The following is a 13,848-nucleotide window of genomic DNA, read 5'->3' as shown; positions in this document are numbered from 1 at the left end:
GACGGATGTGGTGATCGAGCTCGACACTGTGGACGAACTGGTGGAGCGATTCTGGCTCAGAAGATCATCACTGCTGAGCAACGGATCGTCCTGCAGCTTGGCACCGAATGCTCCGAAGAGGCGTCCGCCACGGTGACGCTGGCGGTCCGCCGCTACGTTCAGCTGCGCATGCGCCGGGCGACCCGCGAACATAATCTGATTTGGCGTCAGGGAAAGCGGTCACTGTTCAGCGGCTCGCTGCTCTTCATCATCGGCGTCTCGCTGTCGTACGCGTTCACGCGGCCGATCATGGGCGAAGTGGTCGAGGGCCTGCTCGGCAACGGGGTGTTCCTGGTGGTGGTCCGCGCCCGCGATGAGAGCTCGACGGGAGGAGTGACCCCGCATCCCCCGTTCAACCAGGCGTTGCCGCTGAGCGTGAATGCGCGCTTCCGGCGGTTTCGCAGGCCGCCCAAATCGGGGCTCTAGAAGCGAAAAGGCCGGGGGTGCAACGCCCCCGGCCGTTTCGCGAGGAGTTACTTCAGGTTGGGCAGGCCTGCCTGGATCGCGGCGACCTGAGCCTTGCCGACGGCCTCGGCGTAGTCCTGCGGGACCGGGGTGAGATCACCGGGGCCGCTGCCTAACACGATCACCGCGACGGTCCGGTCAACCGTGAACAGCAGAGCCGCCATCGCCGACTTGCCGTCCGGCGAGGTGCCGATGGTGACGGTCGCGTCGGGCGAGACTGCCGGCAGCGGTACCGGCGAGCCGGTCACCTGCGACGGAACGCTGTTGGCAGCGCCGGTCAGCGCGGTGGCGGCCTGCGATGCGTCATCGGCGATGATGATCGACACGTTGATGGCATTGGTGCCTGACGAGAACGTCTGGGTGACATCCGGCGGTGCGGGATCCAGAGTGGTCTTTGGCGCGTCACCAGTCCAGGGCGCGGTGCCGATCGGCGGGATGTCTGCGGCCTTGATCAGCAGCGACTCGTAGTTGGATGCCGCCGCAGCCGTTGGCGTCGCAGTGCTGGTGGACGTTGGGGTCGACGTCGCCTTGCTCATCGACGTTGAGGACGACTTTTCGTCATCCTTACCGCAGCCGGCCACGACCAACCCGAGAACGACGGCGGCCGCCGTAACCCGGACGACTGCTCGCGTCCATACACGACTCATAACGGCGCGCTCCCATCTGGCCACACCCCGCTGGAGGGCCAGGTGCAGCCTAAACGAGTAAGGTGGCCCACCCGCGCTATTTCACAGATTCGTCGGCAGGGTCAGTATTGCGCGGCGCAGAGCGCCGGTTCATGCGTCGCAACCATTCACCGAATGACAGCCACCACACCCAAGCCCCACTCTGTTCCGCTGGCTCCCGGTCGTTGCTCGAGCCGCGGCAGGATTTTGAAGCCGTTTGCCTGTACTGCGCGTCAAGCGTCTCGCCTTCGCGGTCGCGACCACGAAGGTTCACGAGTATCGATAGGAGTTAGAGAGTGGAGCACTCCGATGCCGTCGCGCTGGCGGCCTGTTCCATCCCATTGAGGATCTGGCTCGCCGACCGGGAGCGACTGATCGAGGCGGGCGGCCAAGGCTTTCAGATTTGCGATAGGCACCGTCACGATCGGGCGCTCCGGCGTACCCGTCACCATCGCCTTGGCCATGTCGGCGCCGGCGATGAGCAGCCCCAGATCGGACGGTTGATCGGCGAGGCTTCGATACGTACGAGGACCTCGTTCTCGCTCGGCTTGGGAACTGGCACTTCGTGCAGGGAAAGCTCGAGCGTGCCCGCTGAGGTCACCAACGAGCGCAGCTCGAGGGCCTTGTCAAGTAGATCTGCGGCGATGGGTGGTGGTTCCTGTGTGCGGCGGATACTCAGACCATTGGAACTCATGACGGCGGCAGAAATGTCGCCACGCCGATTTTCTCTGCGAGACAATGCAAATCACGCACAGAGCCGCTCGGTCACAACATGGCGAGCGACATCGCCTGCCTCTAGGACAACCCAAGTCATCCTCGAACTGGGCAATTTGGGTAGCTGACGCGACACCCGGTCCTTTGATGCCACCTGCGAGATCGACAAACCATCGAAGGCAAAAGGGTAAGCAGCACCCGAGGTCATACGACCCCTGAAGTAGGGCGGGCGGGGCTCGAACCCGCGACCAAGGGATTATGAGTCCCCGGCTCTAACCAACTGAGCTACCGCCCCAGTGCGGCAACTATGGTCGCATGCCGACAGCATGTGGAGCTACCAGGCTCGGGTTAGCCCAGTGCGCTGCCGTCGCCGTCGATGATCTGCTCTACTTCGCCCGCGAACGCTGACAACTGCGCGCGTTCTGCGTCGGTGTACTCCCGCGCGGCGTCATCGAGTACGCATACCGTCCCGACGACCCTGCCCGCCGCGCCGACGCTGTAGTGCTGCGTGGCTTCGCCCGCAGTGGCAGCGACCACCATCGAATCCGGTTCCGAGCGCATCACCAACACTGACTTCACTCCGAGCTGCTTGGCGATCTTCTCGAGTTCGACGGACAGGGGTGCAAGCCCCGCCGTGGTGTCCGTCTTGTGAGGTTCGGCCTGCGACATGCCCCCAGTCTCCTGGTACGCGCGACGGGCAGCAACCGTTTCCCTCATTCCCTGCTCGACGAGGCCGGCGGCCCAACACGCGTCTCCGGCGCCAGCCTGTACGCACTCGCCAGCGACGACGGCATCGTCGACCCCGCCTTGCTGGACCATCGCATCACCCGCCGTAGCGACGTTCACGTCGACGGCTCCCGATTCGCCAATGCGATTGCCGCCCTTGATGTCCCGCCAGCCTAAGCCATCGGTGGCGCGATCCTGGTGCGCCGTCCCGAGCACTTCACCGGTATGGAGTTCGCCCAGAAGCAGAGCGGCCATCTGGCCAGCAAACACCGTTACGTCAGAGAGCGCTTCGCCGTCCACTCACCCGACCCGCACAAGCCGGCGGTAAGGTTCGTTTGTTCACGGGCAACCACCGACGACGACGTCGACGCCGCCCTGCACACATTCGCGCAAGCCCAGGATCGCACCATCTAAAGGAGCGACGGGATGCCGGTCACCACGGCGTATCTGGCCCGGCACGGCCGCACGGCTTCAACGCCGAGGACCGGATGCGCGGGTTGAGCGAACCGCCGCTCGACGAGGTCGGCATCGCCGAAGCCCAGAAGCTGGCGGAAGCACCGGCCAACAGGCAACGTGCGACCGTGATCAGCAGTCCACTGCAGCGGGCAGTCGCCACCGCGCAGTCGATCGCCGACGCGGCCGGGGTGCCGGCAGAAGCCGGGCTAAAGCTCGGCGAACGCCGTCTGACCGTCGGCGTCGATGACGTAGCGGTCGGTGCCCTCCGCCACCCGCGCCTGATCGGCCTTCAAGGACACCGCGATCTTGTTGCTCGCGTTGCGCATCACATCCAGGGTCAGCTCGCGGGCCTGCTCGCGCGAAAAGTGTTCCCGCACACCAGCAGCCACCGCCGGGCTGATCCGCGCCGGCGACCAGATCAACGCATCGGCGTACCGCAGCGCCGCCTTGTGCGCCTCGGTCAGCAGCTCGGAAGACTCGAAGTGCTCGATGTCGTCGTACATCGACTCGCTACCACCGGCGTCCAGGGCATTGCCCTCCCGCAGCGACTTGCACAGCCGGCAGTTGTGCGCGACCGCCCCGCGCAGCCGCACCACCTCGGTGGTCACCGAGTCCACCGACTTGAGCTTCGCCACCCCCGGCAGCAACTGGTTGAACAGCACATCGGCGGCGTCGACACCTGGATCCCACACCGGCTCCTCGGGGACCCAGCCGACCGGCAGGCCGAGCACTTCCAGTCCGTTGCGCACGCGCGGCAGGAAGTCGGCGAAGAACATCTGCGCGACGGCGCCGAACGCGCTGGCGCCCACTGCGCCGGTCAGCGATTCCCGGTCGCGATCGGAGATCGCCGACACATCGACACTGAACTGTTCGGCGAACGCGGCGACCGCCTCTTCGGCGTCGGTCTCCAGCGCGCTCACCGGCGTCTGCGCGGGCAGCGGCGTCAGCGACAGCGTGTTGCCACACCTTGCGCGTATCAGTCCCACCAACCGCTGCTGATCGGCCGGTGACTGCACCACCAGCTTGGTCAGTACTGCATCAAGATCGTCAGCCATCTTTGGATTATTGCGCTTGGCTGACCGACGACATGTGGAAGTCTGGGATTCGCAGCGTCGGCATCACCGCCCGGGTCGCCCAGTCACCCCATTCACGGGGCAGCGTCGGCTCGGCCACACCTGCCTCGGTGGCCCGCCGCAACAGATCCAGCGGGCTCTCGTTGAACCGGAAGTTGTTGACCGCCGCGGTGACTTCGCCGTCCTCGATCAGGTAGACACCGTCGCGAGTCAGCCCGGTCAGCAGCAGCGTCGTCGGATCGACGGTGCGGATGTACCAGAGTGTGGTCAGCAGCAGGCCTCGTTCGGTGGCTGCCACCATGTCCGCCAGCTCGGCGCTACCGCCGGTCATCAGCAGGTTGTCAGCCGGAACCGCCGGCGAGGTCCCGAACTCGGTGGCCGCCGCCCGTGGATACGCCAGCGCGTTGATGACACCGTCGCGGATCCAGTCCACCCGCCCGATGTCCATCCCGTTGTCGAAGATCGAGACCGTCTCCGAGCCACTGACAGCCGCGACGAACGGCGCACACTGAAGGCCCGCCGCGAAGGGGTCGGAGTACATCGTCAGCGGTAGCGCGGTGAGCTTCTCTCCCACCCGGGTTCCGCCGCCGGGCGCCGATAACGCGGTGCGGCCCTCTTCGGCACCGCGACCGTCCATCGACCAGCCCAGGTAGATCATCATGTCGGCCACCGTCGATGGCGGCATCAGCGTCTCATAGCGACCCGCGGGCAGCTCGATAGTCCGGTCGGCCCAACCCAGCCGCAGCGCGAGATCGTCGAGCAGCGCATCAGTCTGCACATCGGTGAACCACGGTGCGCTCACCCCGGCCCAGGCGCTGGCCCCGCCGCGTTTGGCGGTGACCTCCACCGTTCCGGTCGGCTGGGTGAAGCGCCGACGGATCCCGGTCGAGGTAGCCAGAAACGTCGTCTCGACAACGTGATGGGCGTACCCGTAGAGCCGGTCGGCGCCGCCGAAGCCGCGCGACAACGATGCTACGACATCGGCGAACACCGCGGCCCCGGTCTCGGGCACCGGCGCATTCCAGTCGTCGGGAGTTCCGTTGCCCGTCAACAGCGGGGCGCTGTCGCGGGCCTCGGGAGCGGCATGTGCGGCTTCCTCGGCGGCGGCTACCAGCGCACCGATCGCGGCCGGGTTGACGTCGCTGGTGCGGATCGCCCCGGTGTGCGACGAATCCTCTTCGCGCACAATGGAAATAACGGTGGTGGACCGGGTGGTCGAGACGCCGTTGGTGGTCATCGAGTTGCCGGCCCACCTCAGGGACGCCTCGGCGCGATCGGTGACGATGACGATGGTCTCGTCGACGGTAGCGGCCTGCAATACCAGTTCGACGACTTGCTGTGCGGGGATCATCGACCGGACTCCTCCCGGGTATTCAGCACGTTGACACCGCGGAACAGCGCCGACGGGCAGCCGTGGCTGACCGCGGCGACCTGACCGGGCTGGGCCTTACCGCAGTTGAACGCCCCGCCGAGGCGCCAGGTAGACGGCCCGCCAACGGCTTCCATCGAATTCCAGAAGTCGGTGGTGGTGGCCTGGTAGGCCACGTCGCGCACCTGACCCTCCAGTCGCCCGTACTTGATCCGATAGAACCGCTGCCCGGTGAACTGGAAGTTGTAGCGCTGCATGTCGATTGACCAAGACTTATCGCCGACGATATAAATGCCGTCTTCTACTCCGCTGATCAGGTCGTCGGTGCTCAGGTCATCGATTCCCGGCTGCAGCGACACATTGGCCATCCGCTGGATCGGCACATGGTGTGCGGAGTCGGCATACGAGCAGCCGTTGGAGCGGGCCTGACCCAGCCGCGGCGCGAACACCCGGTCCAGCTGATAGCCGACGAAGATCCCGTCGCGCACCAGATCCCAGCTCTGCGCGGCAACCCCTTCGTCGTCGTATCCGATTGTCGCCAAGCCGTATTCGACCGTCCGATCGGCGGTCACGTTCATCACCGGTGAGCCGTAGCGCATCGTGTTGAGCTTGTCCGGGGTAGCGAACGACGTGCCCGCGTAGGCAGCCTCGTAGCCGATCGCACGGTCGTATTCGGTGGCATGCCCGATGGATTCGTGAATCGTCAGCCACAGGTTGGTCGGGTCGATCACCAGGTCGGTCGCCCCGGCAACCACGGTGGGCGCCTTGGTCTTGTCGGCCAGCAGAATCGGCAGCTCAGCCAGCTCGGTACGCCAGTCCCACACATCGTCGGCGACGAGCGCTTCCCAGCCGCGTGCCATCGGCGGAGCCAGCGTCCGCATCGACTCGAAGCTGCCCGCGGCGGCGTCGACGGTGATCGCATCCAATGCCGGCATAAGCCGCACCCGCTGCTGGGTGATGGACGAGCCGAAGGTGTCGGCGTAGAACACCTGCTCCTTCACGGCGTTGACCATCGCCGAGACGTGGTCGACCCCGTCTGAAGCCAGCAGCCGGCCCGAGTACTCGCCCAGCACCGCAATCTTGTCGGCGGTCGACACCGTGAACGGGTCGATGACGTAGTTCGACACCCACGTCACGTCGGCGTAGACCGGCTCGGGCGCCAGCTCGATACGTTCGGCGTTCAGCGCGGCCAGCGACGTGGCCACCGCGACGGCCCGCCGTGCGGTGTCGGCGGCAACCTCCGGCACAAGCTCGGCATGGGAGGCGAACCCCCAGGTTCCGTCGACGATCACCCGCACCGCGAGCCCGATCTCACGGTCGGTGACCGCGCTCTGCAGCTCCCCGTCGCGCAGCTGGACCACCTCGGTGGTGATGGCGTGGATGCGCAGGTCGGCGTAGCTGGCGCCGGCCGCACGGGCCGCCGACAGGGCCGCGTCGGCCAGCGCGTGGCGTGGCAGGGCCAAGAAGTCGGCGTCAACATCACGTGGACTCACGTGCTACACCGTAACTGCCACGTCGGTGGACCCGCTTTAATGGCCAAGGTGACGACTCGGCGTGTGCGCTCCACCCTGCTGGGGTACGCGTTGCTGGCGCCGAGCCTGTTCGGGGTGGTGTGCTTTCTGCTGCTACCCATGTTCGTGGTGATGTGGTTGAGTCTGCACCGCTGGGATCTGCTGGGCCCGATCCGCTATGTGGGGCTGGACAATTGGCGTTCGGTGCTCACCGACGCCAGTTTCGGCAACTCGTTGTTGGTGACGCTGGCGTTCATCGCGATCGTCGTCCCCTTCCAGATCGTCCTCGGGTTGGCCGCCGCGGCCCTGCTGTCCCAGGAGCTGCCCGGAAGTGGCGTGTTTCGCACCCTGTACGTGGTGCCGTGGGTGTGCTCGCCGCTGGCGGTCGCGGTGCTGTGGCATTGGATCCTGGCCCCCACCGACGGCGCGGTGAGCACCCTGCTGGACCGCCGCATCGAATGGCTCACCGATCCGGGGTTGGCGCTGCCGGTGGTCTCGGCGGTGACGGTGTGGACCAACGTCGGTTACGTGACGCTGTTCTTCGTGGCCGGCATCCTGGCGATCCCGCCGCAGATCCACGCCGCCGCGCGGCTAGACGGCGCGACCAGCTGGCAGCGGTTCTGGCACATCACCCTGCCGATGCTGCGCCCGACGCTGTTCTTCGTGTCTGTCACCGGCATCGTCAGCGCTGCCCAGGTCTTCGACACTGTGTACGCACTCACCGGGGGCGGACCGGCCGGGCACACCGATCTGGTGGCGCACCGCATCTACGCCGAGGCGTTCGGTGCCGCGGCACTCGGGCGGGCCGCGGTGATGGCGCTGGTGTTGTTCCTCATCCTGGTCGGCGCAACGATCGTCCAGCATCTCTACTTCCGTCAACACCGTACATACGATGTGTACTAGCAAATGACCAGCATCAAGCTGGTTTCTGCCGTCTACTTCTGAGGCGAGTGCGGCGGAGCTTGGGGCTGCGGCACACCGGTAGTCGACGTGATTGTCTCCTGCGGAGCGGGGTTGTCAACCCTGGTCTTTAGGTAGGTGCATCCCGCGCCTAGCGCCAACGTCACCAGCGTCACCAGAAGGCCGCCCACAATCGCCACGAACCACTGATGGTTCACAAACCGGCGGAACGGGCTGCTCGCTGGAAAGTTCATGGCTGGCGGATCAGCACGCCAGTCTTCAGCCTCTTGCCGCGCGAACTCTGACTCATGCGTAGGGGTCCAACAAAGGACATCACCGACGACCGTAGTGATTCGGTGGCTTTAGATCAGCCCTTTCGGGATCTCGGGGTGGTCGGTGTCCCACGGTAATTCGAGCCAGTGCCGCAACTTCGCGTAGTAGTCGAGCCGGCGTACTTGCCGCTGATCTTCGGTCAACCGACACACTGCCCGCGACTTACGGCGCGTCTTCGCCATAGTTCCCGACATGGTCAGCCTTCCTCGAAGTTGAGACGAGCGAGAAGCTGAGCCATCAGCGAACGTTGGGCTCTGGCCTCCGCGATGAACGGCGAGATAACCTGTTGTCCCATAGACCCGCTGACCGTCAACGGTGCATCCGCTGCGGCCTCATCCAGCTCTGCGATCACGTCCGCGACGCGGCACGCTTGGGTGAGAATCTGAATCTTGTGGGGCTCGGATTCAAGGTCGAACTCGGCGGTAACGGTACGCCATAGGCGCTTACCGTCAACGCGCAAACCCGCAGGTGAGCGCATGAAATCTCCTAACTTACTGACTCTGAAAAAATGAACTTCTGGCTCGTCGTATCGGGCGCACGCTTAACCGAGCGATCAAGCGCGCGGGGGCAGGGGCATACCCCCCTGGGGCCGGCAGCGTAATCCCTTGCCGCACAGCACAATCCCGCGCTAGCGTCTGCCCCATCCGGGCGGTGCCTCGCCCGCAACCCCACTCCCACAAGGACACCCGCGAGGCCACGCACCTACACACTCCCCCTCGCTGCCCTACTCCTAGCCGCTAGTGCAGCCCCTGCTGCCCACCCCGCAGGCCACAGCCACGCCGGCCACCCCCACCCTGGACGGCTTGCCTACCTGCCAGCAAGAGGACGGCAACCCGGACGGGGCAGCGTGCGCCTGGACAGACCCCGATACCGGCACCCGGTATCGGGTGGACTCGGCCGACTACGATTGACCGGCATGCCCTCGCGCGGCATCCGCCGAAAAGCACTGCACCTTCTCTGCCGCCTGCGGAATACTCTCCGCGTGACATCCAACGAGACCGAGCGGGTACCAGTCGGCTACATCGGTGACGTACGACTCGATCATTGGCCGGAGCCAGAGCGCGCAATCCTCCATTCACGGGAGGGCAACAAGGTCTACCTTCGCGGTGCCGACCCGTGCGACGAAGTGTCCGAGCGCGTTCCGGTGTACGAGGGCGACGAAGTGATTGTGATGGAGCACATCGCGTACATCAGTGCCCACACTGAACCCGAGGGTGCAGCGGGATACATGCTGTCGCAGCGAGTTGTCCCTTTGCGGGAAGAGCCCGGGAAAGTGTTCGCCCGCACTCTGCGCCACGGCGAGGAGGACGACGGCCGCCGCGCGCACTGTCGACCAGGTGATGAGTTCGTACTCGAAGAAATGCAGATCAGTGTCGATCACGTCGATGAGTGGGAGGGGAAGGGCGTGGACGGATACGTTCCCCTTACGCCTGTGCTGTTCACTTGGATGTCTTTTGCCACCCACCACTCCGCTGAGAAGCACCGCTACTTGTTGGCAGCCGCCAGACGGCTCGATCAGGCGCAAAGCCTGTTTGACCGGATCGACGTACTCCGTCAGAGCGACCCGGAAGGTGCTCCCGCGGTTCGGCGCGCTGTGTTCGAGCTTGTCGGTACAACCGAGTTGGCTACCGTCTCGCTCGGCCGCGTCGTAGACATGTGCATGCAGGCCCGAACCGCCATTGGTGCCGCGGCTCCGGTGCCGGCCGACATCCGGACACGATGTGATGGGGTGCGCGCTATTCGTAATGCGTATGAACACATCGAGGACCGGGCGCTCGGCAACGTCCAGGGATCTCCACATCCCGACGCACTGACAATTTTCAACCACCAACGTGTTGTGGCAGATGGCGTAATCGAGTACGGCACTCACCAACTCGACCTCAGCACAGACGTGCCGTCGATCGTCAACGCGGCGCGTCAATACCTCAAGGACGTTGCGAAAGAGGTCTAGAGGTGCTTAATTGCGTGCCATTGTTCATCGGTGATGCCGACCTCTGAGGCCGCTTGGTACAGCCGGTAGTCGCTGGCGTAGTAATCCGTCAGCGCATCGTTCAACGTGACCGCTGCGACCCAGTGAGCCGCGTCTCCGGTCGCTTCGCAAATACGTTGTGCCCGTTCAAGTTCCTGGTGGACAACGTCGCACAGGAAACAACAACCCGCGCGGTCGCCACGGACGTTGCGGTTGCACCCTGAAACGCCCTGGTTCTGCCGGAGGCTCGGGCTATTGGATTTCGACCAGGTGTTGGTCGCTCCGTTGGGCATCGTAGAACGTGGCTTCGAACTCAGCGGGCGGGACGTCGTTGAGGTAGCCGTGTAAGCGGTTGGTGTTGTGCCAGAAGACCCAACTGAGGGTGGCCAGCTCGACGTCCTCGACGGTCTTCCACGGCCCGCTGCGGGCGGGACCGTAGATCAGCTCGGCCTTGTAGTAGCCGTTCACCGTCTCCGCCAAGGCGTTATCGAAGCTGTCCCCGATCGAACCTATAGAGGGGCGCCGATCTCGGCGAGCCGTTCGCCGTAGCGAATGGAGGTGAACTGCGACCCAGCATCGGAGTGACATCTCAAGCCCGCCAACAGGTTTCCGCGCGACCAGCGCGCCATCTCCAACGCGTCGAGGACCATCGAGGTCCGCATATGGCCGGCCACCCGCCAGCCCACGATCATCCGGGAGTACGCATCGACGATGAAACACGCGTACGCGACGCCGGCCCAAGTCGGCACGAATGTCAGATCCGTCACCCAAAGCTGGTTCGGCGCGGTCGCGGTGAACTTGCGCTTCACCAGATCGGGTGCCGCGCAGCGCTGGCATCTGGCTTCGTGGTCTTGACCCGTTTACCGCGCCGTGCCCCGCAGATACCGGCAGCCCGCATCAACCGGCCCACCTGATCGCGGCCCACGTCGTGGCCATTTCGGCGGGCGGTCTTCCACAGTTTGCGGGCCCCGTAGACGCGGTAGTTGTCCTCCCAGAGGGCCACCAGGGCCGGCCCCAGTTCGGCGTCACGTTGCGCGCGCGCCGACGGACCGCGGGACTTGGCGTCGTAGTAAGTGCTCGGGGCCATCACCACGCCTGCCGATCGCAGGACGGTGATGATGGGCTCGACCCCGAACTCCTCGCGCTGGGCGTCGATGAAATCGACTATTTCTTGTGTTGGCGGTCGAGCTCCGCCCCGAAAAAACTGGCCGCACGTTTCAGTATTTCGTTGGCACGCTTGAGTTCTCGGATCTCCTGCTCGAGCTCTTTGATCCGTGACGACTCCGCGCTGGACACTCCCGGAGCGCATCCCTCGTCAATATCGGCTTGACGCACCCAGGACCGCACCGACTCCACCCCGTAGCCGAGTTGGCGGGCCACCCGCGACACGGTTCCCTGCTCGGTCCCCAACTCGGCACGCAGAGCCCGGACCATCCGCACCGCAGCGGCCTTCTCCTCCGGGCTGTAACGACGCGCCGTGGGCTTCCCGGCAGACTGTTCCTTCGGCATACCTGCATCCTCGTTTCCAAGGTCAGGAGCCTCCGGGATTTCCAGGGCGTTTCAATCACCGCAGAGGGCAACCGATTCATGTCAATCTTGGACATCATTTCCTTCCCATCAGGGGTTTACCGACCACCAGGGCCGGACATTTTGTTGAGCTACGCCGTGTCGGCGGTGGCGGCTCTGAGCGCTGCGTACGCCTCCCGGCACCTGCGGCGGTACGCGCGTTGCGCCGTGCGGGAGCATTCGGCGCAGGCTCCGTTGACTCGCAGATCACTTGACTTGCGGATGATGTGCTTGCCGCTGCGGCAGCGGCCTCCGTAATTGGCCATGGCGGGCCTCCTCCTCTGAATTGTTAGGGCTATAGTTTTTTCGTAAATAAAAGCAGCCGAACACCTTTCGGTATCCGGCATTATGTTTGGTGGTGGCGGTCGAACCGGGTTAACGGCACGAAGTGCAACCCGCACCAACCGTTGACGGGCTGCGCCTCGCGCCATCTGCGGCGGCGCTCGCGGCGTTGAAGCCGGAGCAGCTAGGCAGTCTGTCGGCCTGCCTACGCCGAAGCTCTATCGTCGGGCGGGAGAGCCGTGTGACTCTCCGAACCCCCTCACAAGGTAAGTAGGAGCAGGCAAGCACCAATCCCACCAATATGTGATGTAACTCACATAGACATCTGGGTGCCCCTGGAGTAGGAGGGGGGTACCACCACACCGGGTGACCTGCCAAAAGCCGGGAGAATGGCATTCCAGGCCAGCACGGTAGGTCTGAGAGCGGGTCCACCGCTGCGACAACCGAAGACAGACGCGCGAGATGTTGAGCCCGTCGTTTCCCCGACCCCCTACGACATGTATTAGATAAAGTCTGGAACCGGTTTTTAGGGTTGCCTTAGTGACGGATGTCACTTCGGTAGGGGTGGTCCCATCCCCATCTTCTCGGCCAGTAGGTAGAACCGCTCGGTCACGACATCGTCGTGACTCGGGGGCTCGACGGGCTTCCGGGGGACGGCCCGCACAGGCTTGCCACGTGCCCTCCGCATCCGATCCTTGGCCCCCGCGTTGTGCTTGCGGGCTCTCTTCCCGCGGCACTCGTCGCACGTCACCGGCCACCGTCCCGTTCGGCCGTGATAGGCCATTTTGCGAAGCACAGAGAAGGGCCTGCGGCAGTGCTTGCACCGTGTGTAGTAGACCTTGACGCCCAAGAATGCGACCACGAACCCGTACTTGGTTGTCCAAGTCCGCACCGCATTGGGGTGGCCGGCACGCCATCGGTCGATGTTGGCCGTACTGCGCTCGGTAGTTCCAGGTGGATTGCGCCAGCGCGCGGAAGCATGCGCGGCCTCGATAGCTGCATTCAACTCCGGTCTCGTCATGGCGCTGCACCCACTAACGTCCCCACGTAGGGCCAAACTTCCGCGCAGGCCAGCCGTCGTCGTTGACGACGATCAGGTCCAGCCCAATTAGTCGCTGTGTCTGCTCGCTGGCCAACTCATCCGCCGTCAGCGGGCGGTGCAGCCGTATTAGGTCTAGGGCTGCCTGGTGATCGTCAGTTGTCGCGGGCGAATGGTCCTCGGTCACTTGGTTATTCCTCTCCTAGCGGGGCGATTGCGGGGTGCGGCGACGGGATGTAACCGCCGTTCGGGTGCTCGATGAGCAGCCCATCGGCCACCATGACCGCGATGAGTTGGGCCTCGGTCATGTCCAGCTCGACGCATGCCTCCGCGATCGAGACCAGCTCGGTTTGGCGGCAGTAGGACCACGGCACCGTCACCGTGCCGAACCTCAGCAGGTGGTGCCCGCAGAGCGAGTCCTCAGGCTCGACAAAATCCGGCGCAGGGTGATCGCACGGGATGAACGAAACAGATTCCACGTACCCGGTAAAGATCAGCTCTGCGATGGAGTCGTTCACGTGCCGAGCGGTTACACCGTCGACAACGGTGGTACCAGCGGCCAGCGCCGCTGCAACCTTGTGGTCGGTGTCGATCAGCTCCGTGGAATTGGCTACGGCAGTGAGTAACTCGCCGGTAGTCATAGTCATCGGATGATTCCCCCTATCTGCGCACCCTGCGCGTGCTTAGGAGACCACGTGCGGATACAAGCCGTCAAGCACTGAAATATGTTGTGCTGCAACG

The 13,848-nt window shown here is 64.6% G+C and carries 14 protein-coding genes, 1 tRNA gene, 3 pseudogenes and 1 other annotated feature; of the genes and pseudogenes, 5 read left to right on the top strand and 13 right to left on the bottom strand.

Annotated features, from left to right (window positions below; translation table 11 throughout):
• Positions 1–132: 132 nt before the first annotated feature.
• Entirely contained in the window at positions 133–465 is a 333-nt protein-coding gene (locus tag G6N13_RS16985) for a hypothetical protein (protein ID WP_235677798.1), read from the top strand.
• A gap of 47 nt (positions 466–512) precedes the next feature.
• Here the strand turns inward: G6N13_RS16985 and G6N13_RS16980 are convergent, their stop codons facing one another.
• The 5 genes and pseudogenes from G6N13_RS16980 to G6N13_RS25275 form a co-directional block, all read right to left on the bottom strand.
• Entirely contained in the window at positions 513–1,151 is a 639-nt protein-coding gene (locus G6N13_RS16980; RefSeq protein WP_163698829.1) for a hypothetical protein, read from the bottom strand.
• A gap of 374 nt (positions 1,152–1,525) precedes the next feature.
• Positions 1,526–1,815 (bottom strand): annotated as a pseudogene (locus tag G6N13_RS25925) (NADH oxidase); the annotation flags it as partial.
• A gap of 289 nt (positions 1,816–2,104) precedes the next feature.
• A tRNA-Ile gene (locus G6N13_RS16975) sits at positions 2,105–2,178 on the bottom strand.
• Between the two features lie 53 nt (positions 2,179–2,231).
• Positions 2,232–2,909 carry a hypothetical protein gene (locus tag G6N13_RS25920; protein ID WP_322789274.1) on the bottom strand — a complete coding sequence of 226 codons (678 nt, stop codon included), beginning with the start codon at positions 2,907–2,909 and terminating at the stop codon, positions 2,232–2,234.
• A gap of 110 nt (positions 2,910–3,019) precedes the next feature.
• Positions 3,020–3,181 carry a hypothetical protein gene (locus G6N13_RS25275; RefSeq protein ID WP_235677797.1) on the bottom strand — a complete coding sequence of 54 codons (162 nt, stop codon included), beginning with the start codon at positions 3,179–3,181 and terminating at the stop codon, positions 3,020–3,022.
• Here G6N13_RS25275 and G6N13_RS25270 point away from each other — a divergent pair.
• Positions 3,137–3,232: pseudogene (locus G6N13_RS25270) on the top strand (histidine phosphatase family protein); the annotation flags it as partial. The gene G6N13_RS25275 and the pseudogene G6N13_RS25270 sit on opposite strands and share 45 nt — an antisense overlap.
• A 39-nt stretch (positions 3,233–3,271) precedes the next feature.
• On the opposite strand, the gene G6N13_RS25265 reads toward G6N13_RS25270, so the two are convergent.
• From G6N13_RS25265 to G6N13_RS16955, 3 genes are read right to left on the bottom strand one after another with little or no spacing between them, the layout of a single operon-like run.
• A complete protein-coding gene (locus tag G6N13_RS25265) occupies positions 3,272–4,120 on the bottom strand; it encodes a carboxymuconolactone decarboxylase family protein (protein WP_235677796.1) in 849 nt (282 codons plus the stop codon).
• 7 nt (positions 4,121–4,127) lie between these two features.
• Positions 4,128–5,489: a metallopeptidase TldD-related protein gene (locus tag G6N13_RS16960; RefSeq protein WP_163698827.1), complete on the bottom strand. Its 1,362-nt coding sequence runs from the start codon at positions 5,487–5,489 to the stop codon at positions 4,128–4,130.
• Positions 5,486–7,000 (bottom strand): TldD/PmbA family protein, encoded by a 1,515-nt coding sequence (locus tag G6N13_RS16955; RefSeq protein WP_163698825.1) that lies wholly within the window; start codon positions 6,998–7,000, stop codon positions 5,486–5,488. Before G6N13_RS16955 ends, G6N13_RS16960 begins: the two co-directional genes overlap by 4 nt.
• 39 nt (positions 7,001–7,039) lie before the next feature.
• Between G6N13_RS16955 and G6N13_RS16950 the strand changes: the two genes are divergently transcribed.
• Complete coding sequence (locus G6N13_RS16950; protein ID WP_163698823.1) at positions 7,040–7,921, top strand: carbohydrate ABC transporter permease; 882 nt, start codon at positions 7,040–7,042, stop codon at positions 7,919–7,921.
• A 359-nt stretch (positions 7,922–8,280) separates the two neighbouring features.
• Here G6N13_RS16950 and G6N13_RS16945 read toward each other — a convergent pair whose 3' ends face one another.
• Entirely contained in the window at positions 8,281–8,445 is a 165-nt protein-coding gene (locus G6N13_RS16945) for a hypothetical protein (RefSeq protein WP_163698821.1), read from the bottom strand.
• Between the two features lie 2 nt (positions 8,446–8,447).
• On the bottom strand, positions 8,448–8,729 hold the full coding sequence (locus G6N13_RS16940) for a hypothetical protein (protein ID WP_163698819.1): 282 nt from the start codon (positions 8,727–8,729) through the stop codon (positions 8,448–8,450).
• 262 nt (positions 8,730–8,991) lie between these two features.
• Between G6N13_RS16940 and G6N13_RS16935 the strand changes: the two genes are divergently transcribed.
• Entirely contained in the window at positions 8,992–9,162 is a 171-nt protein-coding gene (locus G6N13_RS16935) for a hypothetical protein (protein ID WP_163694291.1), read from the top strand.
• 71 nt (positions 9,163–9,233) lie between these two features.
• On the top strand, positions 9,234–10,202 hold the full coding sequence (locus G6N13_RS16930; RefSeq protein WP_163698818.1) for a light-mediated development protein DET1: 969 nt from the start codon (positions 9,234–9,236) through the stop codon (positions 10,200–10,202).
• Here G6N13_RS16930 and G6N13_RS16925 read toward each other — a convergent pair.
• From G6N13_RS16925 to G6N13_RS16910, 3 genes and pseudogenes are all read right to left on the bottom strand, one after another.
• Positions 10,199–10,513: a hypothetical protein gene (locus G6N13_RS16925; protein ID WP_163694290.1), complete on the bottom strand. Its 315-nt coding sequence runs from the start codon at positions 10,511–10,513 to the stop codon at positions 10,199–10,201. The genes G6N13_RS16930 and G6N13_RS16925 overlap by 4 nt on opposite strands.
• Positions 10,473–11,729 (bottom strand): annotated as a pseudogene (locus G6N13_RS16920) (IS3 family transposase). Before G6N13_RS16920 ends, G6N13_RS16925 begins: the two are co-directional and overlap by 41 nt.
• Positions 11,299–11,430: a sequence feature (AL1L pseudoknot), on the bottom strand. Its footprint overlaps the pseudogene before it by 132 nt.
• A 1,569-nt stretch (positions 11,730–13,298) precedes the next feature.
• Entirely contained in the window at positions 13,299–13,754 is a 456-nt protein-coding gene (locus tag G6N13_RS16910) for a hypothetical protein (protein WP_163698814.1), read from the bottom strand.
• Positions 13,755–13,848: the final 94 nt, after the last annotated feature.

This window comes from Mycolicibacterium sarraceniae, assembly GCF_010731875.1.
Classification (GTDB): Bacteria; Actinomycetota; Actinomycetes; order Mycobacteriales; family Mycobacteriaceae; genus Mycobacterium; species Mycobacterium sarraceniae.
This window is presented reverse-complemented; position numbering and strand designations above follow the sequence as displayed.

Bases quoted from the DNA above. Each gene is read 5' to 3' on its own strand.
- G6N13_RS16910 (WP_163698814.1), bottom strand. From the start codon at position 13,754: ATGACTATGACTACCGGCGAGTTACTCACTGCCGTAGCCAATTCCACG.
- G6N13_RS25265 (WP_235677796.1), bottom strand. From the start codon at position 4,120: ATGGCTGACGATCTTGATGCAGTACTGACCAAGCTGGTGGTGCAGTCA.
- G6N13_RS16940 (WP_163698819.1), bottom strand. From the start codon at position 8,729: ATGCGCTCACCTGCGGGTTTGCGCGTTGACGGTAAGCGCCTATGGCGT.
- G6N13_RS16980 (WP_163698829.1), bottom strand. From the start codon at position 1,151: ATGAGTCGTGTATGGACGCGAGCAGTCGTCCGGGTTACGGCGGCCGCC.
- G6N13_RS16950 (WP_163698823.1), top strand. From the start codon at position 7,040: ATGGCCAAGGTGACGACTCGGCGTGTGCGCTCCACCCTGCTGGGGTAC.
- G6N13_RS16945 (WP_163698821.1), bottom strand. From the start codon at position 8,445: ATGTCGGGAACTATGGCGAAGACGCGCCGTAAGTCGCGGGCAGTGTGT.
- G6N13_RS16925 (WP_163694290.1), bottom strand. From the start codon at position 10,513: ATGCCCAACGGAGCGACCAACACCTGGTCGAAATCCAATAGCCCGAGC.
- G6N13_RS16960 (WP_163698827.1), bottom strand. From the start codon at position 5,489: ATGATCCCCGCACAGCAAGTCGTCGAACTGGTATTGCAGGCCGCTACC.